The organism is Streptomyces sp. NPDC003011 (assembly GCF_053591515.1).
Map to the genome: position 1 here is coordinate 1 of NZ_JBSFTY010000064.1, position 23307 is coordinate 23307.

Here is a 23307-nt window from a genome sequence, read left to right on the forward strand (position 1 = left end):
CCTTCTCGTAAGCCTCGCGAATGGACGCCGGAACACGGCCGCGGTCATTGACCTCGTAGCCGTTCTCCTTCGCCCAGGCGCGGCCCGCCCGACCGGATCCGCATCCCCGCGATCCGGGTGGACGCCCCGCTGACGGGCCTCGGGCTCACCCCGGCCGGCAGCCTCGACGCCCCGCCCGCCGCGCGCGAAAACCTCGCCGGCTGGTACGAGGCCGGCACCACGCCCGGGGAGACCGGCACCGCGATCGTCGCCGGGCACGTCGACAACGCCGACGGTCCCGCCGTCTTCTACGGCCTCGGCGCGCTGAAGAAGGGCGCCGCCATCGAGGTGGACCGGCGTGACGGCACGGTCGCCGTCTTCACCGTGCACGCGGTCGAGGTCTACGAGGCGACGCGCTTCCCCGACGAGAAGGTCTACGGAGCGTCCGCGCGGCCCGAGCTGCGGGTGATCACCTGCGGCGGCGGCTACTCACGGAGCACCGGCTACCAGGGCAACGTCGTCGTCTTCGCGCACCTGACGGACAGCCGCTAAGCGTTCCAGGATGTTCGTCCGCCCCCAGGCCCCCAGCGGTCCCAGCGCCTCGTTCAGTGACACGCCCCGGGGCGTCAGCGAGTACTCCACCCTCGGCGGCACCTCCTCGTACGCCTCCCGGTGCACGATGCCGTCCGCCTCCAGTTCCCGCAGGTGCGCGGCGAGCACCTTCTCCGTCACGCCGGGCAGTTCTCTGCGTAGTTCGCCGAAGCGGCACGGCCGCACGTGCAACGCCCACAGGATCAGCACCTTCCACTTGCCGCCGATCACGTCCATCGCCGCGTCGATCCCGCAGACGTACGCCCCCGGCCGCCGTACGGTCGTCATGCCGTCCTCCCCTGCCTGGACTCTTTCCCCGTGGTAACCACCCACTTGGAAGTGCGTACTTGAGCGGGCCGCTCCCCTGCGACGAGCCTAATCGCCATGACCGACAACGCACCCGTCTCTCGTCCGCCCGTCTCCCTCCTCGGCACCGGTGCCATGGGCACCGCCCTCGCCCGTGCCTGGCTCGCCGCCGGACATCCGGTGACCGTCTGGAACCGCACCCCCGCCCGCGCCGAGGCCCTGGCCGCCGAGGGCGCGACCGTGGCCGCGAGCGCCGCCGACGCGGTGGCCGCGAGCCGCCTCGTGATCGCCTGCCTGCTCGACGACGCCTCGGTCGGCGAGGCCCTCGACGGCGCCGGCCTGACCGGCCGGGACCTGGTGAACCTGACCACCGGGACGCCCGCGCAGGGACGGGAGCGTGCCGCGTGGGCGACCGCGCGCGGGGCCCGTTTCCTGGACGGCGGGATCATGGCCGTACCGCCGATGATCGGGGTCGCGGCCTCCGGGGCGTACGTCCTCTACAGCGGCTCCGCGGCGCTCTTCGAGGAGCACCGGGACACCCTCGCCGTCCCGGCCGGCACCCGGTACGTCGGCGAGGATCCCGGCTTCGCCGCGCTGCACGACGTGGCGCTGCTGAGCGCGATGAGCGGGATGTTCGCGGGTGTCGCGCACGCCTTCGCGCTGATCCGCCGGGAGGACATCGCGCCCACGGACTTCGCGCCGCTGCTGGTGTCGTGGCTCACCGCGATGGCGCCCGCCGCGCACCAGGCCGCCGATCAGCTGGAGAGCGGCGACTACCGCAAGGGCGTCGTCTCCAACCTCGCCATGCAGGTCGCGGGGGATGCCACGCTGCTGCGCACCGCCGAGGAGCAGGGCGTGAGCGCGGAGCTGCTGACGCCGTACATGGATCTGATGGCCCGCCGTCTCGCCGACGGGCACGGCGACGAGGACAGCACGGGGGTGATCGAGCTGCTCGACCTGCGGCGGGCCCACCCGGCGTCCTAGGCGAACCACTGCTCGTAGGCCAGGTTCGCCACCAGCGCGAACACCACGGTCAGCAGCACGATCCGGACGAAGCCGCTGCCCTGCTTCAGGGCCGTGCGCGCGCCCAGGGTGCCGCCCGCGAGGTTGAAGACCGCCATCAGGGCGGCCAGTTGCCACAGGACCGTGCCCTGCCAGGCGAAGGTGGCGAGCGCGCCCGCGTTGGTACAGCAGTTGACGATCTTGGCGGTGGCGGAGGCGGTCACCAGGTCGAGGTGGAGGACGGCGGTGAGGGCCAGCACCAGGAACGTCCCGGTGCCGGGACCGATGAGACCGTCGTAGAAGCCGATGCCCAGTCCCGCGAGGCCGATGGCCGCCAGGATCCGGCGGCGGGAGGCCGGGCCGGCGGCGGGGGCGGTGCCGAAGGCGGGCCGCAGGATCACGAAGGCGGCGACGGCGAGCAGCACCACCATGATGACCGGCTTGAGCACCTCCGTGCTCATCCCGGCCGCGAAGAAGGCGCCGCCCGACGAGCCCGCGAGGGCCGCGAGGCCGATGCGGACGGCGGTCCGCACGTCCACGGGGGCCTTGCGGGCGTAGGTCACCGCGGCGCCCGAGGTGCCGACGATGGCGACCGCCTTGTTGGTGCCGAGCGCGTACGCGGCCGGGGTGCCGGCCGGCAGGCCGAGCAGGAGCACCGGCAGCAGCAGAAGCCCGCCGCCGCCGACCACGGCGTCGATCCAGCCGGCCGCGAGGGCGGCGAGGCACAGGACGACGACCATGGTCAGCGGTATGTCAGGCATGATCACCACCCTAGGGACGGGATGTGTGCACCGTCCACGGACCTGAGGGAGTTCTGAGGTCGGGCAGGGCAGGGCCGGACCGGGCCGGGCAGCTGTCGGTGGGACGCACGCCACATTCGCCGGCGAAGCTCGCGCTCCGGGCGCGTCAGCCGGAGCCCGCCCTCGGTGGCCGCCGCGGTCACCGGGCCGCCCGGCCAGGGCAGCGGACCGGCGCCCGAGGGGCGGAACCGGGGTGTTCCGGACGGCGTCCCCCGCCCGTCCCGCCCCCGTGAGCTGGTGGGATCCCGCCTCGCCAGGCCCCCGCCGCCGTCGGTCGTAGACGATGTCCGCTGCACGGACACCGGGGCTCCGGCGGGTCCGGGACCGGCCCCGCCGGGCCCGTCTCACAGCGCTCCCCCGCACCCCCTCCGAACCCTCACACCCGTCCCCCGCCCCCGCTGAGGGCAGCGTTCCCCGCGGGAAACAGTCGTGATGCGACCGGGTAACACCGGCACCGCACGCTCCTAGGCATGACCTCGAATACGCGTGTGGTGGTGATCGGAGCCGGCCTCGCGGGCGTCCGTCTCGCCCGGCGGCTCGGTGAGCTCGGCACGCCCGTGACGCTCATCGGCGAGGAGGAGCACCGCCCGTACAACAGGGTGCTCCTCGCCGAGGTGCTGGCCGGACGCTACAGCCCCGAGGTGATCGCCCTCCCGGCGCCCGCCGGGCTGACGCGCGCCCGGGTCACCGGCATCGACCGGGCCGGGCGGACCGTGGAGTGCGCGGACGGTTCGACGATCGCGTACGGCACCCTGGTCCTGGCCACCGGATCCAACCCCGTACTGCCGCCGCTGCGCGGCCTGTTCACCCCCGGCCACGAACTCCCCGACGGCGTCCACGCCTTCCGCACCATGGACGACTGCCTGGGCCTGTCCAAGGCGGTCCGGCCGGGTGCGAAGGCGGTCGTCATCGGCGGCGGCCTCCTCGGGGTCTCGGCGGCCCGGGCGCTCGCCCTGCGCGGCGCCCAGGTCATGCTGGCCCAGCAGTCCGAGCGGCTGATGGAGCGTCAGCTCGACCCGTCGGCCTCCAAGCTGGTCCGCCGGCACCTGAAGGACCTCGGCGTGGAGATCCACACCGAGTGCCGGGTGCGCGACGTGCGCTGCGTCGGCGGCGCGGTCCGCTCGGTCGAGATGGCCGACGGATACGCCCTCGACGCCGACCTGGTGGTCCTGGCCTGCGGGGTCTCCCCGCGCGTGGGCCTGGCCCAGGTCGCCGGTCTGGACGTGCGCAAGGGGATCGTCGTCGACGACGAGCTCCGTACGTCCGACCCGCACATCCGGGCCGTCGGCGACTGCGCGCAGCACGACGGCACGGTGTACGGGCTGGCCGCCCCGGCCCTGGAACAGGCCGACACGCTGGCCGAGTTGCTCGCCGGCGACCCCGGTGCCCGCTACACCGGCACCCGTTCCCTGACCCGGCTCACCCTCGCCGGGCAGACCGCCTTCGACCTCGCCGCGTTCGGCGAGACGGAGGCCCGCCCCGGTGACGACGTGGTCCAGCTCGCTGACGCCACCCGAGGCACCTACCGCAAGGTCGTCGTCCGCGACGACCGCCTGGTCGGCGGGGTCCTCGTCGGCGAACTCGGCACCGTCGGCGCGCTCGCGCGCGCCTGGGAGGGAGCAGAGCCGCTCCCCACGGACGGTGCTCCACTGCTCCACCTGCTTACCAACGATGGAGGCTCCTGATGTCCGCGACCGCAATTGTTGGGGACCGCCCCCGCCCCACGATCGTGCTCGTCGGCCACGGCATGGTCGGCCAGCGCTTCCTCGAAGCACTCGCCGAGCGCGGCCTGACCGCCACGCACCGTGTGGTCGTGCTGTGCGAGGAGCCGCGTCCCGCGTACGACCGTGTGCAGCTCACCTCGTACTTCTCGGGCAGGACACCCGAGGACCTGTCCCTGACGGACATGCGGTTCATCGCCGACCACGGCATCGAGCTGCACGTCGGTGACCCGGCGGAGACCGTCGACCGGGAGGCCCGCAAGGTCACCGCCCGCTCCGGACTGACCGTCGGCTACGACGTCCTGGTCCTCGCCACCGGCTCGTACCCCTTCGTCCCGCCCGTCCCGAACAAGGACGCCGAGGGCTGCTTCGTCTACCGCACCATCGAGGACCTCCTCGCGATCGAGGAGTACGCGAAGACCCGCACGACGGGTGCGGTGGTCGGCGGCGGTCTGCTCGGCCTGGAGGCCGCGGGCGCACTCAAGGGCCTCGGACTCACCTCCCACATCGTGGAGTTCGCCCCCCGCCTGATGCCGGTCCAGGTCGACGAGGGCGGCGGCGCCGCGCTGCTGCGCACCATCGAGGACATGGGCCTGTCCGTCCACACGGGCGTGGGCACACAGGAGATCGTGGTCGACGAGTCCGGCGCGGTCACCGGCATGAAGCTGTCCGACGGCTCCGAACTGGCCACCGACCTGGTGGTGTTCTCCGCCGGTGTCCGCCCCCGCGACCAGCTGGCCCGGGAGAGCGGCCTCACGGTCGGCGAGCGCGGCGGCATCGCGGTCGACGCGCAGTGCCGCACGGTCGGTGACCCGCACGTCTTCGCGATCGGCGAGTGCGCGCTGGCCGCCGACGGCCGCGTGTACGGCCTGGTCGCCCCCGGCTACGAGCAGGCCGAGACGGTGGCCGCGACGATCGCCGAGGACGAGGCGGAGTTCACCGGCGCCGACCTCTCCACCAAGCTGAAGCTGCTCGGCGTGGACGTGGCCTCCTTCGGTGACGCGCACGGCACCTCCGAGGACTGCCTGGACGTCGTCTACTCCGACTCCCGTTCGGGCCTGTACAAGAAGCTGGTCATCGGCCGCGACGGCACGCTGCTCGGCGGCATCCTGGTCGGCGACGCGGAGGCGTACGGCACGCTGCGCGCGTTCACCGGGTCGGTCCCGCCGGTCTCCCCCGAGTCGCTGGTGCTGCCCGCCGGAGCCGGGGCGTCGGCCCAGCTCGGCCCGTCCGCGCTGCCGGACGAGGCGATCATCTGCTCCTGCCACAACGTCTCCAAGGGCACGATCCGCGGCGCGGTCACCGACCACCAGTGCACGACCGTGCCCGAGGTGAAGAAGTGCACCAAGGCCGGTACCGGCTGCGGGAGCTGCGTCAAGGTCCTCGGCCAGCTGGTCACCGCGGAGCTGGAGGCCGGCGGTGTCGTGGTCGACAAGGGCCTGTGCGGCTGCTTCTCGCAGACCCGCGAGGAGCTGTACGAGATCGTCCTCGCCCTGCGCATCAACACCTACCAGGACCTCCTGGACCGCTACGGCCGCGAGGACGCCCGGGGCGGCGACGGCTGCGAGATCTGCAAGCCCACCGTCGGCTCGATCATCGCCTCCCTCGCCCCGACGATCGGCGCCAGCGGCTACGTCCTGGACGGCGAGCAGGCCGCGCTCCAGGACAGCAACGACCACTTCCTGGCCAACCTGCAGAAGAACGGCTCGTACTCGATCGTGCCGCGCATCCCCGGCGGTGAGATCACCCCGGAGAAGCTCATCGTGATCGGCGAGGTCGCCCGCGACTTCGGCCTCTACACGAAGATCACCGGCGGTCAGCGGATCGACATGTTCGGCGCCCGCGTCGAACAGCTCCCCCTGATCTGGGCCCGTCTGGTGGACGCCGGCTTCGAGTCCGGCCACGCCTACGGCAAGTCCCTGCGCACGGTGAAGTCCTGCGTGGGCCAGACCTGGTGCCGCTACGGCGTCCAGGACTCGGTCCGCATGGCGATCGACCTGGAGCTGCGCTACCGGGGCCTGCGCTCCCCGCACAAGCTCAAGTCGGCGGTCTCCGGCTGCCAGCGCGAGTGCGCGGAGGCCCAGTCGAAGGACTTCGGCATCATCGCCACCGCCAACGGCTGGAACCTGTACGTCGGCGGCAACGGCGGCGCCACCCCGCGCCACGCGGACCTGCTGGCCCAGGACCTGTCCGACGCGGAGCTGATCCGGCTGATCGACCGGTTCCTGATGTTCTACATCCGTACGGCCGACCGGCTGGAGCGCACCTCCACCTGGCTGGAGCGGATCCCCGGCGGCCTGGATCACGTCCGGGACGTGGTGGTCGAGGACTCCCTCGGCATCTGCGAGGAGCTGGAGTCCCTGATGGCGGCGCACGTGGCGGGCTACCGCGACGAGTGGGCCGAGACCATCAACGACCCCGAGAAGCTCTCCCGGTTCGTGTCCTTCGTGAACGCGCCCGACACCCCCGACCCGGTCGTCGGCTTCGTCCCGGAGCGCGACCAGATCAAGCCCGACCTGCCGCTGCTGTCCATCGGCATGCGACCCGGCGGTACCCCGGCAGACGTCCTGGAAGGAAGTGCCCAGCGATGACCCTGGCACCCGAGACGACCGACCTGAAGATCCAGCTCCGGCTCGACGAGGAGTGGCTCACCGTCTGCGACCTGAGCGCGCTGCTGCCGGGCCGCGGGGTGGCGGCCCTGCTGCCCGACGGCCGGCAGGCCGCCCTCTTCCGCGACCGCGGCGGCAGGCTGTACGCGATCGACAACCGCGATCCGTTCAGCGGCGCGGCGGTCCTCTCCCGCGGCCTCACCGGCAGCCAGAAGGGCCGGCCGTTCGTCGCCTCCCCCCTGCTCAAGCAGCGGTTCGACCTGGAGTCGGGGCAGTGCCTCGACGACGAGGAGGTCCGGGTCGCGACGTACGAGGTGCGCAGCTCGTAGGCGGTCTCACACCTTCAGCTGCTCGTATCGCACGCCCGTGAGCTGCTCGGAAGCGGCCCACAGCCGTTCCCCCGCCGTGTCGTCGCGCGTCCACGGAGCCCGCCAGGACACGCCGGGCGCCCCGCGCCACATGGCGAACGACGGCCCGGTGAGGGAGTCGGGGCGTACGCCGGGGGCGGTCGCGGCGTAGAGGGTGGGCAGGGCGCCCGCCGCGGCGGACTGGGCGAGGTACCGGTTGCCGAACTCCATGAGCCGCTCGGCGGCCCTGCGTCCCGCCATCCGCGGCCCGGTGGTCTGGAGGTTCGTGTCGGCGTACCCGGGGTGGGCCGCCGCCGCGACCACGTCCGAGCCGTGCGCCGCCAGCCTGCGCGCCAGTTCGTGCGTGAACAGCAGGTTGGCGGTCTTGGAGCGGGCGTAGGCGGTCCACCGCCGGTAGCGGCGCTCGCTGTTGAGGTCGGTGATGTCGATGGCGGACAGCAGGTGGACCGGGCTGGAGACGGTCACGATCCGCGCGCCGGGCGTGGCGAGCAGCGCGGGCAGCAGCAGCCCGGTGAGCGCGAAGTGCCCGAGGTGGTTGACGCCGAACTGCGTCTCGAACCCGTCGGCCGTCGTCCCGTACGGCAGCGCCATCACGCCCGCGTTGTTGACGAGCAGATCGAGCCGGTCGTACGGGAAGGCGTCCGCGAACTCCCGGACGGAGGCCAGGTCACCGAGGTCCACGCGCAGGAACTCCAGTTCCGCGCCCGGGACCTCGGCGGACAGCCGGTCCCCCGCCTCGGTGCCCCGCGCCTCGCTCCGGCACGCGAGCACCACCCGGGCACCCCGCCGGGCCAGCGCCCGCGCGGTGGCGTACCCGATGCCGCTGTTGGCCCCGGTGACCACGGCGGTCCGGCCGCTCTGGTCCGGGATGTCCTTCTCGCTCCAGCCGGGCATGGCCGACCTCCCTTGGATGACGGGGGAGGCTCAGCCTACGAGCGGTGGACACGGGCCGAGCGGTTCCGCGCCGCCCTGAGACGCCCGCGCGTCTCCCCCGGGAGGCATCGGTCACCGCCGGTCATGCGGAGCGTACGTCCGCTTCAGGCCGCGTACATGACACATCCATCCCGCTCCCCTAGGGTCCGTCACCGCGCGACCCCGCCGCCGACCGGTGGCGGGCCGGTCACGACACACCCTGGAGCGAGCGTGGAACGTCGTACCTTCCTGCGTGCGGCCGCGATCGGCGGCTCCTCCGCCGCCCTCGGCGGAACCCTGTGGCGCGGCGCCGCGTACGCGGCCCCCGCCCAGCCCGGCACGGGTCCCTACGGTCCGCTCGGCGCACCGGACGCGAACGGCGTCCGCCTGCCGGGCGGGTTCACCAGCCGGGTCGTCGCCCGTTCCGGCCAGACGGTCACGGGAACGTCGTACACCTGGCACAACGCCCCCGACGGCGGCGCCTGTTACGCCGACGGCACCGGCTGGATCTACGTGTCCAACTCGGAGACCAACCCGTCGGGCGGAGCGAGCGCGGTGCGTTTCTCGTCGGCGGGCACCATCACGTCGGCGTACCGGATCCTGTCCGGTACCCGCCAGAACTGCGCGGGCGGCACGACGCCGTGGAACACCTGGCTCTCCTGCGAGGAGGTGTCCCTCGGGTACGTGTACGAGACGGACCCGTGGGGCGCGAAGGCGGCGGTCCGCCGCGACGCGATGGGCCGCTTCAAGCACGAGGCGGCGGCCGCCGACCCGGTACGCGAGGTGATCTACCTGACCGAGGACGAGACGAACGGCCGCTTCTACCGCTTCGTGCCGGCGACGTGGGGCGACCTTTCCTCCGGCACCCTCCAGGTCATGGTCGCGGGCACCGCCACGGCGGGCTCCTTCACCTGGGCCGACGTCCCCGACCCGGACGGCTCCCCCACCGCCACCCGTGCCCAGGTCTCCGGTGCGAAGTCCTTCAACGGCGGCGAGGGCTGCTGCTACGCGGACGACCGGGTCTGGTTCACCACGAAGGGCGACAACCGCGTCTGGCAGCTCGACCTGACGTCGAACACGTACGAGCTGGCCTACGACGACTCCCTCGTCACCTCCGGCAGCGCCCCGCTCACCGGCGTCGACAACATCACCAGCGCCTCCTCCGGCGACCTGTTCGTCGCCGAGGACGGCGGCACCATGGAGATCTGCGTGATCACCCCGGACGACGTGATCGCCCCGTTCCTCCGCCTCGACGGCCAGTCGGCGTCGGAGATCACGGGCCCGGCGTTCTCCCCGGACGGCACCCGGCTGTACTTCTCCAGCCAGCGGGGAACCAGCGGCAGTTCCTCGGGCGGGATCACGTACGAGGTGAAGGGCCCCTTCCGCACCCAGCATCACGCACTGGTCACAGAATGAACACTTCTCCTCCACGACGACGGGCCGGGCATTACGGTCACCCCCTCACGTAACACCTCAGGGGGACGACATGACCGACCCGTACGTCCAGGCCCCGCAGCCCGTGCCGCCGTCCGCCTCCGGCCCCGCCCCCAGGTGGGCCCGGAAGCGGTACGTCCTGCCCGCGCTGGCGCTGGCCCTCCTCATCGGCGCCGGCATAGGCGCCGGCGACGACACCACGACGACGGAGGCGAAGCCGGCCGCCGCCGCGCCGCGGCCGACGGTCACCGTGACAGCGACCGCCACCGCCACCGCCACGCAGACGGCTCAGCCGGAGCCGGCGGGCACGGTGACCGCCACGAAGACGGTGAAGGTCACGCGAACGGTCACCGCCGAAGCCGCCGCGGACGACACCTCCGACTCCGGTTCCGGCACCGGCACCGGCACCGGCTCCGACGGCAGCGGCAGTGTCTATTACGCCAACTGCACCGCGGTCCGAGCCGCCGGCGCGGCCCCCATCCACCGCGGCGAACCCGGCTACGCCTCCCATCTCGACCGCGACAACGACGGGGTGGCCTGCGACACCTGACCGGCCGGCGCAGCCAAGAGGGCGGCACCCCCGCACAAGGGTGCCGCCCTCTCTTCGTGCTCCGGAAGCGCCGTCCCGGTCGGTGAGGGTCGGGGACGGGGGCGGCGGGTCCGGCGTTCAGCGGGGTCCGGCGGCCGGGCGCCGGACGGTCTATCGGTGGTCGCTGCCCGCCGACTGCGAGGCCGCCCGCCCCGCCTCCAGGCGCGCGACCGGGATTCGGAACGGCGAGCAGGAGACGTAGTCGAGTCCCACCTCGTGGAAGAAGTGGACCGACTCCGGGTCGCCGCCGTGTTCGCCGCAGACACCGAGCTTCAGGTCGGGGCGGGTCGCGCGGCCCGCCTCGACCGCCAGCTTCACCAGGGACCCCACGCCGTCCTTGTCGATCGTCTCGAAGGGACTGACGCCGAAGATGCCCTTCTCCAGGTACGCCGTGAAGAAGCTCGCCTCCACGTCGTCGCGGCTGAAGCCCCAGACCGTCTGGGTGAGGTCGTTCGTGCCGAAGGAGAAGAACTCCGCCGCCTCCGCGATCTGGCCCGCGGTCAGAGCGGCGCGCGGCAGCTCGATCATCGTGCCGATCGCCAGCCTCAGCTCCGTCCCGGTCGCCGCCTCGACCTCCGCGACGACCTGGTCGGCCTCCTCGCGGACGATCTCCAGCTCCTGGACCGTGCCCACCAGCGGGATCATGATCTCCGCGCGCGGGTCGCCCTTCGCCGCCTTGCGCTCGGCCGCCGCCTCCGCGATGGCCCGTACCTGCATGGTGAACAGGCCGGGGATCACCAGGCCCAGCCGCACGCCCCGCAGACCCAGCATCGGGTTCTGCTCGTGCAGGCGGTGCACGGCCTGGAGCAGGCGCAGTTCGTTCTCGTGCGGCTCCTGGCGGGACTCCGCCAGCGCCACGCGCACCGACAGCTCCGTGATGTCCGGGAGGAACTCGTGCAGCGGCGGGTCCAGCAGCCGGACCGTCACCGGGAGCCCGTCCATCGCCGAGAACAGCTCCACGAAGTCCTGCTTCTGCAGCGGGAGCAGCGCCTTCAGCGACTCCTCGCGCTCGGTCTCGGTGTCCGCCAGGATCAGGCGCTCGACCAGTTCCCGGCGGTCGCCCAGGAACATGTGCTCCGTACGGCACAGGCCGATGCCCTGCGCGCCGAAGCGCCGCGCCCGCAGCGCGTCCTCGGCGTTGTCGGCGTTGGCGCGTACCCGCAGCCGGCGCTTGCGGTCGGCGAACGCCATGATCCGGTGCACGGCCTCGACCAGTTCGTCGGCGTCGTTGGCGCCCGCGTGCATCCGGCCCTCGAAGTACTCCACGACCGGCGACGGGACGACCGGCACCTCGCCGAGGTACACCTTGCCGCTCGACCCGTCGATGGAGATGAGGTCGCCCTCCTCCACCACGTGCCCGCCCGGCACCGTCATCCGCCGGCGCTTGGTGTCGACCTCCAGCTCCTCCGCGCCGCACACGCAGGTCTTGCCCATGCCGCGCGCCACCACGGCCGCGTGGGAGGTCTTGCCGCCGCGCGAGGTCAGGATGCCCTCCGCCGCGATCATGCCGTCGAGGTCGTCGGGGTTGGTCTCGCGGCGGACCAGGATCACCTTCTCGCCCGAACGCGACCACTTCACGGCCGTGTACGAGTCGAAGACCGCCTTGCCGACCGCCGCACCCGGCGAGGCCGCGATGCCCCGGCCGACCTGCGCGACCTTGGTGTTCTCGTCGAAGCGGGGGAACATCAGCTGCGCCAGCTGGGCGCCCGTCACCCGCTGGAGGGCCTCGGCCTCGTCGATCAGGCCCTGGTCGACGAGCTGGGTGGCGATGCGGAAGGCCGCGCCCGCCGTGCGCTTGCCGACGCGCGTCTGGAGCATCCACAGCTGACCGCGCTCGATGGTGAACTCGATGTCGCACAGGTCCCGGTAGTGGTTCTCCAGGGTCGCCATGATCTGCATCAGCTGGTCGTACGACTTCTTGTCGATCGTCTCCAGCTCGGCGAGGGGGACGGTGTTGCGGATGCCCGCGACCACGTCCTCGCCCTGCGCGTTCTGCAGGTAGTCGCCGTAGACGCCCTGGTGGCCGGAGGCCGGGTCGCGGGTGAACGCCACGCCGGTGCCCGAGTCCGGGCCCAGGTTGCCGAAGACCATCGAGCAGACGTTCACGGCGGTGCCCAGGTCGTGCGGGATCCGCTCCTGGCGGCGGTACAGCTTGGCGCGGTCGGTGTTCCAGGAGTCGAAGACCGCGTGGATGGCGAGGTCCATCTGCTCGCGCGGGTCCTGCGGGAAGTCCCGGCTGGCCTCGGTCTTGACGATCTTCTTGAAGCGGGTGACCAGCTTCTTCAGATCGGCGGCCTCCAGCTCCGTGTCGACCGTGACCTTCTTCGCCGCCTTCGCCGCCTCCAGCGCGTCCTCGAAGAGGTCGCCGTCGACGCCGAGGACCGTCTTGCCGAACATCTGGATGAGGCGGCGGTAGGAGTCCCACGCGAAGCGCTCGTCGCCGGACTGCCGGGCCAGGCCCTGGACCGACGTGTCCGAGAGGCCGATGTTGAGGACCGTGTCCATCATCCCGGGCATGGAGAACTTCGCGCCGGAGCGGACGGACACCAGCAGCGGGTCGTCGGCCTGGCCCAGCTTCTTGCCCATGCGCCGCTCCAGCGCGTCGAGGTGCGCACTCACCTCGTCACGCAGTGCCGCCGGCTCCTCGCCGCTGTCCAGGTAGACCTTGCAGGCCTCGGTGGTGATGGTGAAGCCCGGCGGCACGGGAAGGCCCAGGTTGGTCATCTCGGCGAGGTTGGCACCCTTGCCGCCGAGAAGGTCCTTGAGGTCCTTGTTGCCCTCGGTGAAGTCGTAAACGAACTTCACGCCCTCAACGCTCTCGCCGTGCTCAGCTACGTGAGGATCTTTGTTTTCCGACACGGGTCTCGACTCCTTGAGGCCGCGGTGGCTGCCCTGACGGCGAGGAACATACCCAGATCAAAGGCCCCTGGGTACGTCCACTTGCGCGTCATGTGCCTGTAACCACTCGTCCGCCAGCGGATCGAAAGTCACCGCACGGCAAGCGGCGCAGGCCCGTATTTTCACTTCTTGAACGCATCGGCGCTCATACTGCGGAATTTGCGCTCAGACGAGCGCTCGCGAGCCCCTCTGTTTTCGGTCGATGAACGATCAAGGGGTGGCACTGAGTGCCACCCCTTGATGAAGTGCAGTCGGTCACGATCCGCTCATGTGAGCGCAACCCATATCAGGGGTGGCGATAATCACGCTGCCACAGGCCCGCGGATTTCACCATGCGGACGCGTCCCCGGACGGAAACACTCCCGTCACACCCCCAGCGCGACCGCACCCCGCCGGCCCGACCGCACACCCCAGCGCGACCGCACACCGCCGGCCCGGCCGTCACATTCCCAGCGCGGCCAGCCGTTCCTCCACCCGCTCCGGCGCGTACAGGTGCTCCACGACCAGCGCCCCGCCCCCGACCAGCCCGGCCCGGTCCCCGAGCCGTGAGGTGACGACCTCCAGCCGGGCCGTGGAGCGCGGCAGGGCCCGCTGGTACAGCAGTTCCCGCACGCCGGTGAGGAAGGGGGTCCCGGCCAGGTCCCCGGCGATCATCAGGACGCCGGGGTTCAGCAGGGTCACCACGGTCGCCAGGACGTCCCCGACCTGGCGCCCCGCCTCCCTGGCGAACGCCGCCGCCTCCGGATGCCCGGCCGCCAGCAGGTCCCGTACGTCCGAGCCGGACGCCGCCGGCACCCCGGTCTCCGCCAGCCGCCGGGCCACCGCGCCGCCGCTCGCGACGGCGGCCAGGCAGCCGTAGGAACCGCACCGGCACAGCGCCTGGGCGCCCGCCGGGACCCGGATGTGGCCGAGGTCGCCCGCTCCCCCGTCGACGCCCCGGTAGATCGAACCGTCGACGACGACCCCGGCGCCGATCCCCGTCGAGACCTTGACCAGGACGAACGCCGAGCAGTCGGGGTGGGCGGTGCGCTGTTCGCCGTACGCCATCAGGTTCGCGTCGTTGTCGACCAGCACCGGGACCGTCGCGGCCCCCGTGTGCTCGCTGAACGACCGGGCCAGGCGGCCCCGGATGTCGTAGCCGTCCCAGCCGGGCATGATCGGCGGCTGCACGACCCGGCCGGTGGCGGTGTCGACGGGGCCCGGTACCGCGAGGCCGATGCCGCAGACCTCGTCCGCGCGGTGGCCCGCCTTCGCCAGGAGTTCGGCGAACCAGTGGCCGAGTTCGCCGAGCACGGCGTCCGGGCCGTCCGCGATGGCCGGCGTGCCCGCCTGCTCGGCGAGGATCTCGCCGGTCAAGGAGAGGAGCGCCGCGCGCGCGTGCCGGGTGTCGAGGTCGGCGGCGAGGACGACGGCGTGGGCGTCGTCGAACTCCAGGGTGATGGAGGGACGCCCGCCGAGAGGGGAGTCGACCGGGCCGCCGGCGCCCTCGCGCAGCCAGCCCGCGCGAAAGAGCCGGTCGAGGCGCTGGCCCACGGTGGCGCGGGAGAGGCCGGTGGCCTGCTGGAGCGCGCCGCGGGTGGTGGCGCGGCCGCTGCGCACCAGTTCGAGCAGGTCTCCGGCGCTCGCCTGGCCGCTCGCTCGGGTCGTCCTGCCGGACCGTCCGGTCATGCACACCCCCTTGTGATTCTCAAGTTTGCATTACATATTGAGTTTTGCGTGTTAAATAGACGTAACCCTACGGTAGCCATCGTCGAACTGGCCGGCCGTACGTCTTCGGGGAGCCCTGCGTGGACCGCACAACCCAGCTCACCGCCCGTAACGCGGGTCACTTCGATCCCGTACGCACCTTTTCCTCACCTCCGTTCACCGGGCCTGGTGAGGTGCGGGGGCCGGGGGGCGTTGCATACGATCCAGCGGCCGCGAAACACGCGGCGTCCACCCCGCCCTCCCCGCCCTCCCTGCACGTCAGGGCCGCCCGGGTGCTGGAGAGCAACTGGACCGGCACCTCCACGGTGCCCTCGCACGGGCTGTACCCGCACCAGTGGTCCTGGGACTCCGCGTTCATCGCGATCGGCCTGCGCCACCTGTCGCCGCTGCGGGCGCAGACGGAGCTGGAGACGCTGCTCGGCGCCCAGTGGGGCGACGGCCGGGTCCCGCACATCGTCTTCAACCCCTCCGTACCGCTCGACGCGTACTTCCCGAGCCCCGACTTCTGGCGCTCCTCGACCGCGGGGCGCGCTGCGGGCGCCCCGCGCACCGTACAGACCTCCGGCATCGTGCAGCCACCGGTGCACGCGCTGGCGGCCTGGCTGGTGCACCGCGCCGACCCGGGGCTGTCCCGGTCGCGCGGCTTCCTCGCCCGGGTCTATCCGAGGCTCGCGGCCTGGCACCGGTATCTGCTGCACCGGCGGGACCTGGGCGGGGGCTCCCTCGCGTCCGTCGTGCACCCCTGGGAACAGGGTATGGACAACAGCCCCTGCTGGGACGCCCCGCTCTCCCGCGTCACGCCCGCCCCGGCCCGCTCCTTCCGCCGCGCCGACCTCGATCACGGGGCGGCGGAGGACCGGCCGACGGATCTGGACTACGGGCGGTACGTGCGGCTGGCGACGGACTACCGGGACGGCGGGTACGCGGACGGCGAGAGCGCCTTCGCGGTGGAGGACCCCGCGTTCAACGCCCTGCTCATCGCCTCCGAGCACGCCCTGGCCCGGATCGCCCGGGAGCTGGGCGCGACCGGTACGGCCCGCCACGCGCGCGCGGAACGCCTGACGGCTGCCCTGATCGACCGGCTGTGGGATCCGGCGCAGGGCATGTTCTTCTGCCGGGACGTGCGGGGCGGGGAGCTGATCCCCGAGCGCGGTGTCTCCGGTCTCGTTCCGCTGCTGCTGCCCACCCTGCCCCGGGAGATCTCCACCGCTCTGGTGCGGACGGCGGGCTCGCGGCACTTCGGGCTCGGTGACACCACCCGCCTCGTCCCCAGCTACGACCTGCTGGGCGAGGCCTTCGATCCGCACCGGTACTGGCGCGGTCCGGCCTGGTTCAACACGAGCTGGCTGGTGGAGCGCGGGCTGCGCACGCACGGCGAGACCGGCCGGGCCGACGCGCTGCGGACGGCGGCCCTGGACCTGGCCGACGCGACCGACTTCGCGGAGTACGTCGATCCGTACACCGGCGAGGGCTGCGGGGCGGCCGGCTTCAGCTGGACCGCCGCGCTCACGCTCGACCTGCTGCACAGCGACACCACGGCCACGGCAGCCACCACAGCCACGGCAGCCATGGGAGTCATGGGAGTCATGGGAGCCAAGGGAGGGGACCGGGGATGACGGACCGGCATCATCTGCTCGTGCACGGCGGGACGTTCGCCGCCGTCGGCGACGGCGGCGACATCAGCGGCGTCCGGGGCGGCAGTTCCCCGGACGGCTTGTTCGTGCGGGACGCCCGGCATCTGAGCCGCTGGCAGCTCACCGTCGACGGCGCGGTGCCCGAGGCGCTGTCGCCGGTCGCCGACGGGGACACCGCGCGCTGTGTGCTGGTGCCGCGCGGCGGCCGCCAGGAGCCGCCCGCGTACACGCTCTTCCGTGAACAGGCCGTCGCGGACGGCGCGTTCGTCGAGTCCCTGCGGGTGACCAGCAACCGGCCGGTGCCGACCACGGTCCGGCTCGCGGTCACCGCCGACGCCGACTTCACCGACCAGTTCGAACTGCGCGCCGACCACCGCACCTACGCCAAGACCGGCGCCACCCGCTCCCGCCAGATCCTCGACGACGGCGTGGAGTTCGCCTACCAGCGCGGTGAATGGCGTTCCTGTACGACGGTGACGGCTGAGCCGGCTCCGGACGGCGTCGAGGAGACCGGCACCGGCGCCCGGCGCCTGGTGTGGACGCTGGACCTGGAGCCGCACGCTTCGGCGGAGCTGACGCTGCGGGTGATGGCCCGCCCGCACGGCGACCGGCGGACCCTGCGGGTACCGCGTTCCCCGGCGGCACTGAACGACCGGCTCCTCGCCCTGGAGGGCGAGTTCGTGGAGGGCGTGGCCTTCCCGACGGGCTGGCCGGAGCTGGCGGCGGCCTGTGCCCGCGGTCTCGCGGACCTCGCCTCCCTCCAGGTCCCGGCGACCGGCCCGGACGGCGAGGAGCTGCGCGTACCGGCGGCGGGGGCCCCGTGGTTCCTGGCCCTGCTGGGCCGGGACGCCCTGTTGACGTCCCTGTTCGCGCTGCCCTACCGCCCGCAGCTCGCCGCCGCGACCCTGCCCGCGCTCGCCGCCACGCAGGCCACGGAGACCGGCCCGGAGTCGGTCGCCCAGCCCGGCAAGATCGTGCACGAGGTGCGGCACGGGGAGCTGGCGCACTTCGGGCAGGTGCCGTACGGCCGCTACTACGGCTCGGTGGACGCGACCCCGCTGTTCCTCGTCCTGCTCGGCTCCTACGTCGAACAGACCGGTGACGCGGCGCTCGCCCGCCGTCTGGAGCCGCACGCCCGCGCGGCGATCGGCTGGATGCTGGACCACGGCGGCCTCACCTCCCGCGGCTATCTGGTCTACCGCGCCGACCAGGGCGGCCTGGCCAACCAGAACTGGAAGGACTCCCCCGGCGCCATCTGCTCGGCCGACGGCACCCGCCCGAGCGGCCCGGTGATGGCGGCGGGCGCCCAGGGGTACGCGTACGACGCGCTGCGCCGTACGGCGTGGGTGGCGCGCACGGTGTGGGGAGACCAGACGTACGCGGCGCTGCTGGAACAGACGGCCGGTGACCTGCGGGACCGCTTCCAGCGGGACTTCTGGATGGAGGCCCGTTCCTTCCCCGCGCTCGCGCTCGACGGGGAGGGCCGCCAGGTGGACGCGCTCGCCTCGGACGCCGGGCACCTGCTGTGGTCGGGGCTGCTGGACAAGGAGTACGGCGAGGAGGTGGGCCGGCGGCTGCTGGATGCGGACTTCTTCTCCGGCTGGGGCGTGCGCACGCTGGCCGCGGGCCAGTCGGCGTACCACCCGCTCTCGTACCACCGCGGTTCGGTCTGGCCGCACGACAACGCGCTGATCACCCTCGGGCTCGCCCGCTACGGCCTGCACGACGAGGCCCGCACGGTCGCCCACGCCCTGGTCGACGCGGCGACGGCGACCGGTCACCGGCTCCCGGAGGTCCTCGCGGGCTACGGCCGCGACACCCACGCGGAGCCGGTCCCCTACCCGCACGCGTGCGTACGGGAGTCCCGCTCGGCGGCGGCACCGCTGGCGCTGCTCACGGCGGTCGGGGGCGCCTGACGCACGGGGCGGGGAGTGTTTGCCCGGTGTTTGCCGAGCGCTCGGCGAAAGCGCTGAACACCGGCCGGAGGCGGACCGTACGGGATTGCGGTGGATCCGATCCCCCGGGGAACCGGATCCGCCGCTTCACCGGGCTTCGTACGGAAGGACCTTCGGGTGCCTGTCTTCACGCGCTTTCGCCGGCCGCCGGACCCGGTCGACGACCCTGCCTCCGTCCCACCGGTGAGTGCGGCGGCGCCCGCCGGGGCGGCATCCGGCGACGACGGCACTCCCGCCACCGGCGGCGCACCTCACGGCACCCGCCTCGGCACCCGCCTGCGAGCCCGTCTCGCCCACGGGCGTTCCTGGCGCACCCGCCGCCCCGCCGCAGCCCGCGCCCTCTCCTGGACGACCACCGCTCTCGCCGCCGTCCTCGTCCTCGGCGCCCTGCTGCTGCCGAACACGCTCGCCGCGCTCCGGCCCGACCGGTTCACCCGGCTGCCGGCGGAGGCGATCATCGGGGCGGCCGTGCTGCTCGCGCTGCCGCGCCGGCCGCGGGTGGTCCTGGCGGCGTTCTCCGGGACGGTCCTCGGGGCGCTGACCGTCCTGAACATCCTCGACATGGGGTTCACCGAGTACCTCGGCCGGGGCTTCAACCTCGTCCTGGACTGGGGCCTGCTGGACGACGCGCAGGCCTACGTCGGGGACTCGATGGGCCGGGCGACCGCCGTGGGCGCCTCCGTCGGCGCCGTCGTCCTGGTCGTGCTGGTGCTGGTCGTGACGGCCCTGGCGACGGTCCGGCTGAGCGACCTGCTGGTGCGCGACACCCAGGCCGCCACCCGGGCCACCCTGATCGCCGGCATCGTCTGGATCACCTGCTCCACCCTCGGTCTCCAGGTCAACGGCGGGCCGATCGCCTCCCACCGGGTCGCCGGTGCCCTGGAGATCCAGGCCCGGCGGGTCAAGGACACCCTGCGGGACGAGGCCGCGTTCGCGAAGGAGGCCAAGGCCGACCGGTTCGGCGACACCCCCGCCGGCCGGCTGCTGCCGGACCTGCGCGGCAAGGACGTGATCTTCACCTTCATCGAGAGCTACGGCCGCAGCGCGCTGGAGGACCCGGTCATCGCCCCCGGCGTGGACCGGACCCTCGCCACCGGCACCGAGGCGCTGGAGAAGGCCGGTTTCCACTCCAGGAGCGGCTGGCTGACCTCGTCGACGTACGGCGGGAGCAGTTGGCTCGGCCACTCCACCACCATGTCCGGCCTGTGGATCGACAACCAGCAGCGCTACCGCACGGTCATGGCCGGCGACCACCTCAGCCTCACCAAGGCGTTCCAGAAGACGGGCGCCTGGGACACGGTCGGCGTGATGCCCGGCGTGCAGAAGGGCTGGCCGGAGCAGAGCTTCTACGGCCTCGACAAGGTCTACAACGCCTTCCAGCTGGGCTACCGGGGGCCGAAGTTCAGCTGGTCGACCATGCCGGACCAGTACGCGCTGGAGGCCTTCCAGCGGCTGGTGCACGGAAAGAAGCGGGACAGGCCGCTGATGTCGGAGATCATCCTGACCTCCAGCCACCAGCCCTGGGCCCCCATCCCGGAACTGGTCGACTGGGACCGGCTCGGCGACGGGTCGGTCTTCGGCCCGATCCAGCGGGCGGGCGTCGACCCGTCGGACGTGCTGACCGACTCCACCCGCTCGAAGGAGGAGTACGGCAAGTCGGTGCGGTACTCCCTCACCAGCCTCACCCAGTGGCTGGAGCGCTACGGCACCGACGACACCGTCCTGGTCTTCCTCGGCGACCACCAGCCGATCGCCCGGGTCAGCGGCGGCCACGCCAACCGTGACGTGCCCGTCTCGATCGTCGCCAGGGACCCGGAGGTCCTCGACAGGATCGCCTCCTGGAACTGGACGCAGGGCCTGAAGCCCGCCCCGGACGCCCCCGTGTGGAAGATGAGCGCGTTCCGCGACCGCTTCCTGACGGCGTACGGATCGACGCCTGGTCCGTCCACGGACTGATCAGCCTCCGGAGGTGTCCAGCTCCGCGTCCTCGCCGATCCCCGCGCAGTCGTACGGGTCCTTCAGCCAGCCGTCCGGCAGCACCACCCGGTTGTTGCCGGACGTGCGGCCGCGGGGCCCGTCGGCGCCGGCGGGCCAGGGCTGGCCGAGGTCCAGCTCGTCCAGCCCGGAGCGGAGTTCGGCCAGCGACGAGGTGATCGCGAGCCGCTTGCGCATCTCCGAGCCGACCGCGAAGCCCTTCAGGTACCAGGCGACGTGCTTGCGGAAGTCGATGACTCCGCGCGCCTCGTCGCCGATCCACTCGCCGAGCAGGGTGGCGTGCCGGACCATGACGTCGGCGACCTCGCGCAGGGAGGGCCGCGCGATGTCGTGCGTACGGCCCTCGAAGGCCGCCACCAGGTCGGCGAACAGCCACGGCCGGCCGAGGCAGCCACGCCCCACGACCACTCCGTCGCAGCCCGTCTCCCGCACCATCCGCAGCGCGTCCGCGGCCGACCAGATGTCGCCGTTGCCGAGCACGGGGATCTCCGGCACGTGCTCCTTCAGGCGGGCGATGGCCTCCCAGTCGGCGGTGCCGCCGTAGTGCTGGGCGGCGGTGCGGCCGTGCAGCGCGATGGCCGTCACGCCCTCCTCGACGGCGATCCGGCCGGCGTCCAGGTAGGTGATGTGGTCGTCGTCGATGCCCTTGCGCATCTTCATCGTGACAGGCAGGTCGCCCGCCCCGCTGACCGCCTCCCGCAGGATCGCCCGCAGCAGGTTCCGCTTGTAGGGCAGCGCGGAGCCGCCGCCCTTCCGGGTCACCTTGGGGACCGGGCAGCCGAAGTTCAGGTCGATGTGGTCGGCGAGACCCTCCTCGGCGATCATGCGGACGGCCTTGCCGACGGTCGCCGGGTCGACGCCGTACAGCTGGATCGAGCGCGGCTTCTCGGTCGCGTCGAAGTGGATCAGCTGCATGGTCTTCTCGTTGCGCTCGACCAGCGCCCGGGTCGTGATCATCTCGCTCACGAACAGGCCCTTGCCGCCGCTGAACTCCCGGCACAGGGTGCGGAACGGGGCGTTGGTGATCCCCGCCATCGGCGCCAGTACCACGGGCGGCGCGACGGCGTGCGGACCGATCGAGAGCGGGTGGGTCATCAGAGGGCTCCGGGGGCGGACGTACGACAGAGGCAAAGGCCCATTGTCCCCCACCCGGCCGGGTGCCCGGACGGTTGTGCCCGGACGGTTCCGTCCGGCCCGGGCCGTCGCTCCCCGCAGTCCCTCCCGGCAATCACCGTGTAACGGTCATTAGTTAGACGCACTATCGACGTCGGCGTACCCTGGAGCGCATGCCCGAGCTCAGCCATCGTCGACGCATGCTGGTGCTCGCGATCTGCTGCATGAGCCTGCTGATCGTGAGCCTCGACAACACCGCCCTGAACGTCGCCCTGCCGTCCATGCAGAAGGAACTGGACGCGAGCACGTCCGGCCTCCAGTGGGCGATCGACGCGTACACGCTGGTCCTCGCCGCGCTGCTGATGCTCGCCGGTTCCACCGCCGACCGGCTCGGCCGCAAGCGGGTCTTCCTGGCCGGCCTGGTCGTCTTCACCCTCGGCTCCGCGCTGTGCTCGCTCGCGCCGGACCTGGAGGCACTGGTCGCCTTCCGCATGGTCCAGGCGGTGGGCGGCTCGATGCTGAACCCCGTCGCCATGTCGATCATCACCAACACCTTCACCGACCCGCGCGAGCGGGCGCGGGCGATCGGCGCGTGGGGTGCGGTGGTCGGTATCTCGATGGCCGCCGGTCCGCTGATCGGCGGGCTGCTGGTGGAGTCGGTCGGCTGGCGGTCGATCTTCTGGGTCAACCTCCCGGTGGGCCTGGCCGCGCTCCTGCTGACCCTGCGCCACGTCCCCGAGTCCCGTGCGCCCAAGACGCGCCGCCCCGACCCGGTCGGCCAGGTCCTGGTGATCGTGCTGTTCGGCGCGCTGACGTACGCGATCATCGAGGCGCCGGCCGCGGGGCTCGCCACGGTGGCGCCGTTCGCCGTGGTCGCGCTGGCCGCGCTCGGGGGGCTGCTCTGGTACGAGCCCCGGCGGGACGAACCTCTGATCGACCTGCGGTTCTTCCGGTCGGCGCCGTTCAGCGGAGCCACGGTGATCGCGCTGAGCGCGTTCGCGGCGCTGGGCGGGTTCCTGTTCCTGTCCACGCTGTACCTGCAGAACGTGCGGGGGCTGGACGCGCTGCACGCGGGGCTGTGGATGCTGCCGATGGCGGTGCCGACGTTCCTGTGCGCGCCGCTGTCGGGGCGGCTGGTGGGGAGTTTCGGCCCGCGGGTGCCGCTGCTGATCGCGGGGGTCGCGATGACGGCGAGCGGGGTGCTGTTCGCCGCGTTCGAGGCGGAGACGTCCGACGTCACCCTGTTCCTCGGGTACGTGCTGTTCGGGATCGGGTTCGGGTTCGTCAACGCGCCGATCACCAACACGGCGGTCTCGGGCATGCCCCGCAGCCAGGCGGGGGTGGCCGCGGCCGTCGCCTCCACGAGCCGGCAGCTGGGACAGACGCTGGGGGTCGCGGTGGTCGGGGCGGTGCTGGCGGCGGGCATCGGTTCGTCCCCGTACCGGGAGGTGTTCGTCTCCGCCGCCCGGCCCGGGTGGTGGATTCTCGCCGGGTGCGGGTTCGCCGTACTCGTGCTCGGGGCGCTGACGAGCGGGCGGTGGGCCCGGGGAACCGCGGAGCGGACGGCGGAGCGGTTGTCGTCGGCGGAGGTTCGTCAGGCGGTGGACGCGTGAGAAGTGGCGCGTCAGCGCCGCGGCGCGGGGTCAGGCGCTTGACGTCGGCGCCGTGCGGTGTGGCGCGTGAGCGACCGAGAC

Annotated in this window: 15 protein-coding genes and 3 pseudogenes; 11 read left to right on the forward strand and 7 right to left on the reverse strand. The window is 72.6% G+C overall.

The genetic code is table 11. From position 1 onward, the window contains the following. Positions 1-133 (reverse strand): annotated as a pseudogene (locus ACWD0J_RS28820) (Lsr2 family DNA-binding protein); the annotation flags it as partial. Between ACWD0J_RS28820 and ACWD0J_RS28825 the strand changes: the two are divergent. Next, a pseudogene (locus tag ACWD0J_RS28825) lies at positions 82-531 on the forward strand (class F sortase); the annotation flags it as partial. The pseudogenes ACWD0J_RS28820 and ACWD0J_RS28825 overlap by 52 nt on opposite strands. Here ACWD0J_RS28825 and ACWD0J_RS28830 read toward each other — a convergent pair. After that, positions 469-858, reverse strand: coding sequence for a winged helix-turn-helix transcriptional regulator (locus tag ACWD0J_RS28830; RefSeq protein WP_451498769.1), 390 nt, complete (start codon positions 856-858; stop codon positions 469-471). The pseudogene ACWD0J_RS28825 and the gene ACWD0J_RS28830 overlap by 63 nt on opposite strands. Positions 859-954: 96 nt before the next feature. Between ACWD0J_RS28830 and ACWD0J_RS28835 the strand changes: the two genes are divergently transcribed. After that, the gene (locus ACWD0J_RS28835; protein WP_451498770.1) at positions 955-1860 is read left to right on the forward strand and encodes an NAD(P)-dependent oxidoreductase; all 906 of its coding nucleotides are present in this window, start codon (positions 955-957) and stop codon (positions 1858-1860) included. Here ACWD0J_RS28835 and ACWD0J_RS28840 read toward each other — a convergent pair. Beyond that, positions 1857-2639: a sulfite exporter TauE/SafE family protein gene (locus ACWD0J_RS28840; RefSeq protein ID WP_451498771.1), complete on the reverse strand. Its 783-nt coding sequence runs from the start codon at positions 2637-2639 to the stop codon at positions 1857-1859. The genes ACWD0J_RS28835 and ACWD0J_RS28840 overlap by 4 nt on opposite strands. 509 nt (positions 2640-3148) lie before the next feature. Between ACWD0J_RS28840 and ACWD0J_RS28845 the strand changes: the two genes are divergently transcribed. From ACWD0J_RS28845 to nirD, 3 genes are read left to right on the forward strand one after another with little or no spacing between them, the layout of a single operon-like run. Continuing rightward, the gene (locus ACWD0J_RS28845) at positions 3149-4363 is read left to right on the forward strand and encodes an NAD(P)/FAD-dependent oxidoreductase (protein ID WP_451498772.1); all 1215 of its coding nucleotides are present in this window, start codon (positions 3149-3151) and stop codon (positions 4361-4363) included. Further along, complete coding sequence (gene nirB, locus ACWD0J_RS28850) at positions 4363-6990, forward strand: nitrite reductase large subunit NirB (protein ID WP_451498773.1); 2628 nt, start codon at positions 4363-4365, stop codon at positions 6988-6990. Before ACWD0J_RS28845 ends, nirB begins: the two co-directional genes overlap by 1 nt. Further along, the gene (gene nirD, locus ACWD0J_RS28855) at positions 6987-7337 is read left to right on the forward strand and encodes a nitrite reductase small subunit NirD (RefSeq protein WP_451498774.1); all 351 of its coding nucleotides are present in this window, start codon (positions 6987-6989) and stop codon (positions 7335-7337) included. Before nirB ends, nirD begins: the two co-directional genes overlap by 4 nt. Before the next feature lie 6 nt (positions 7338-7343). Here nirD and ACWD0J_RS28860 read toward each other — a convergent pair whose 3' ends face one another. Continuing rightward, entirely contained in the window at positions 7344-8270 is a 927-nt protein-coding gene (locus ACWD0J_RS28860) for an oxidoreductase (RefSeq protein ID WP_451498775.1), read from the reverse strand. A 249-nt stretch (positions 8271-8519) separates the two neighbouring features. Between ACWD0J_RS28860 and ACWD0J_RS28865 the strand changes: the two genes are divergently transcribed. Together ACWD0J_RS28865 and ACWD0J_RS28870 are read left to right on the forward strand one after the other, a co-directional pair. Continuing rightward, the gene (locus ACWD0J_RS28865) at positions 8520-9704 is read left to right on the forward strand and encodes an alkaline phosphatase PhoX (protein WP_451498776.1); all 1185 of its coding nucleotides are present in this window, start codon (positions 8520-8522) and stop codon (positions 9702-9704) included. 70 nt (positions 9705-9774) lie between these two features. Continuing rightward, positions 9775-10272 carry an excalibur calcium-binding domain-containing protein gene (locus ACWD0J_RS28870; RefSeq protein ID WP_451498777.1) on the forward strand — a complete coding sequence of 166 codons (498 nt, stop codon included), beginning with the start codon at positions 9775-9777 and terminating at the stop codon, positions 10270-10272. Positions 10273-10422: 150 nt separating this feature from the next. Here the strand turns inward: ACWD0J_RS28870 and ppdK are convergent, their stop codons facing one another. Together ppdK and ACWD0J_RS28880 are read right to left on the reverse strand one after the other, a co-directional pair. After that, the gene (ppdK, locus tag ACWD0J_RS28875; RefSeq protein ID WP_451498778.1) at positions 10423-13170 is read right to left on the reverse strand and encodes a pyruvate, phosphate dikinase; all 2748 of its coding nucleotides are present in this window, start codon (positions 13168-13170) and stop codon (positions 10423-10425) included. Positions 13171-13650: 480 nt separating this feature from the next. Continuing rightward, positions 13651-14877: an ROK family protein gene (locus ACWD0J_RS28880; protein WP_451498779.1), complete on the reverse strand. Its 1227-nt coding sequence runs from the start codon at positions 14875-14877 to the stop codon at positions 13651-13653. 119 nt (positions 14878-14996) lie between these two features. On the opposite strand from ACWD0J_RS28880, the gene ACWD0J_RS28885 reads away from it, so the two are divergent. The 3 genes and pseudogenes from ACWD0J_RS28885 to ACWD0J_RS28895 all read left to right on the forward strand — a co-directional run bounded on the left by ACWD0J_RS28885 (position 14997) and on the right by ACWD0J_RS28895 (position 20461). Further along, the gene (locus ACWD0J_RS28885) at positions 14997-16532 is read left to right on the forward strand and encodes an MGH1-like glycoside hydrolase domain-containing protein (RefSeq protein WP_451498780.1); all 1536 of its coding nucleotides are present in this window, start codon (positions 14997-14999) and stop codon (positions 16530-16532) included. Further along, a pseudogene (locus ACWD0J_RS28890) lies at positions 16529-18466 on the forward strand (amylo-alpha-1,6-glucosidase); the annotation flags it as partial. The gene ACWD0J_RS28885 and the pseudogene ACWD0J_RS28890, both read left to right, overlap by 4 nt. A 156-nt stretch (positions 18467-18622) precedes the next feature. Further along, positions 18623-20461, forward strand: a complete 1839-nt coding sequence (locus ACWD0J_RS28895; RefSeq protein ID WP_451498781.1) for a CDP-alcohol phosphatidyltransferase — start codon at positions 18623-18625, stop codon at positions 20459-20461. On the opposite strand, the gene dusB is transcribed toward ACWD0J_RS28895, so the two are convergent. Further along, positions 20462-21595 carry a tRNA dihydrouridine synthase DusB gene (gene dusB / locus ACWD0J_RS28900; protein ID WP_451498782.1) on the reverse strand — a complete coding sequence of 378 codons (1134 nt, stop codon included), beginning with the start codon at positions 21593-21595 and terminating at the stop codon, positions 20462-20464. 191 nt (positions 21596-21786) lie between these two features. Between dusB and ACWD0J_RS28905 the strand changes: the two genes are divergently transcribed. After that, a complete protein-coding gene (locus ACWD0J_RS28905) occupies positions 21787-23226 on the forward strand; it encodes an MFS transporter (RefSeq protein WP_451498783.1) in 1440 nt (479 codons plus the stop codon). The last annotated feature ends 81 nt before the right edge of the window (positions 23227-23307 follow it).

Excerpts from the sequence above, each read along its gene's own strand:
- ACWD0J_RS28880 (WP_451498779.1), bottom strand. The coding sequence starts at position 14,877 with ATGACCGGACGGTCCGGCAGGACGACCCGAGCGAGCGGCCAGGCGAGC.
- ACWD0J_RS28905 (WP_451498783.1), top strand. The coding sequence starts at position 21,787 with ATGCCCGAGCTCAGCCATCGTCGACGCATGCTGGTGCTCGCGATCTGC.
- nirB (WP_451498773.1), top strand. The coding sequence starts at position 4,363 with ATGTCCGCGACCGCAATTGTTGGGGACCGCCCCCGCCCCACGATCGTG.
- dusB (WP_451498782.1), bottom strand. The coding sequence starts at position 21,595 with ATGACCCACCCGCTCTCGATCGGTCCGCACGCCGTCGCGCCGCCCGTG.
- ACWD0J_RS28830 (WP_451498769.1), bottom strand. The coding sequence starts at position 858 with ATGACGACCGTACGGCGGCCGGGGGCGTACGTCTGCGGGATCGACGCG.
- nirD (WP_451498774.1), top strand. The coding sequence starts at position 6,987 with ATGACCCTGGCACCCGAGACGACCGACCTGAAGATCCAGCTCCGGCTC.
- ACWD0J_RS28840 (WP_451498771.1), bottom strand. The coding sequence starts at position 2,639 with ATGCCTGACATACCGCTGACCATGGTCGTCGTCCTGTGCCTCGCCGCC.
- ACWD0J_RS28835 (WP_451498770.1), top strand. The coding sequence starts at position 955 with ATGACCGACAACGCACCCGTCTCTCGTCCGCCCGTCTCCCTCCTCGGC.
- ACWD0J_RS28845 (WP_451498772.1), top strand. The coding sequence starts at position 3,149 with ATGACCTCGAATACGCGTGTGGTGGTGATCGGAGCCGGCCTCGCGGGC.
- ACWD0J_RS28860 (WP_451498775.1), bottom strand. The coding sequence starts at position 8,270 with ATGCCCGGCTGGAGCGAGAAGGACATCCCGGACCAGAGCGGCCGGACC.
- ACWD0J_RS28870 (WP_451498777.1), top strand. The coding sequence starts at position 9,775 with ATGACCGACCCGTACGTCCAGGCCCCGCAGCCCGTGCCGCCGTCCGCC.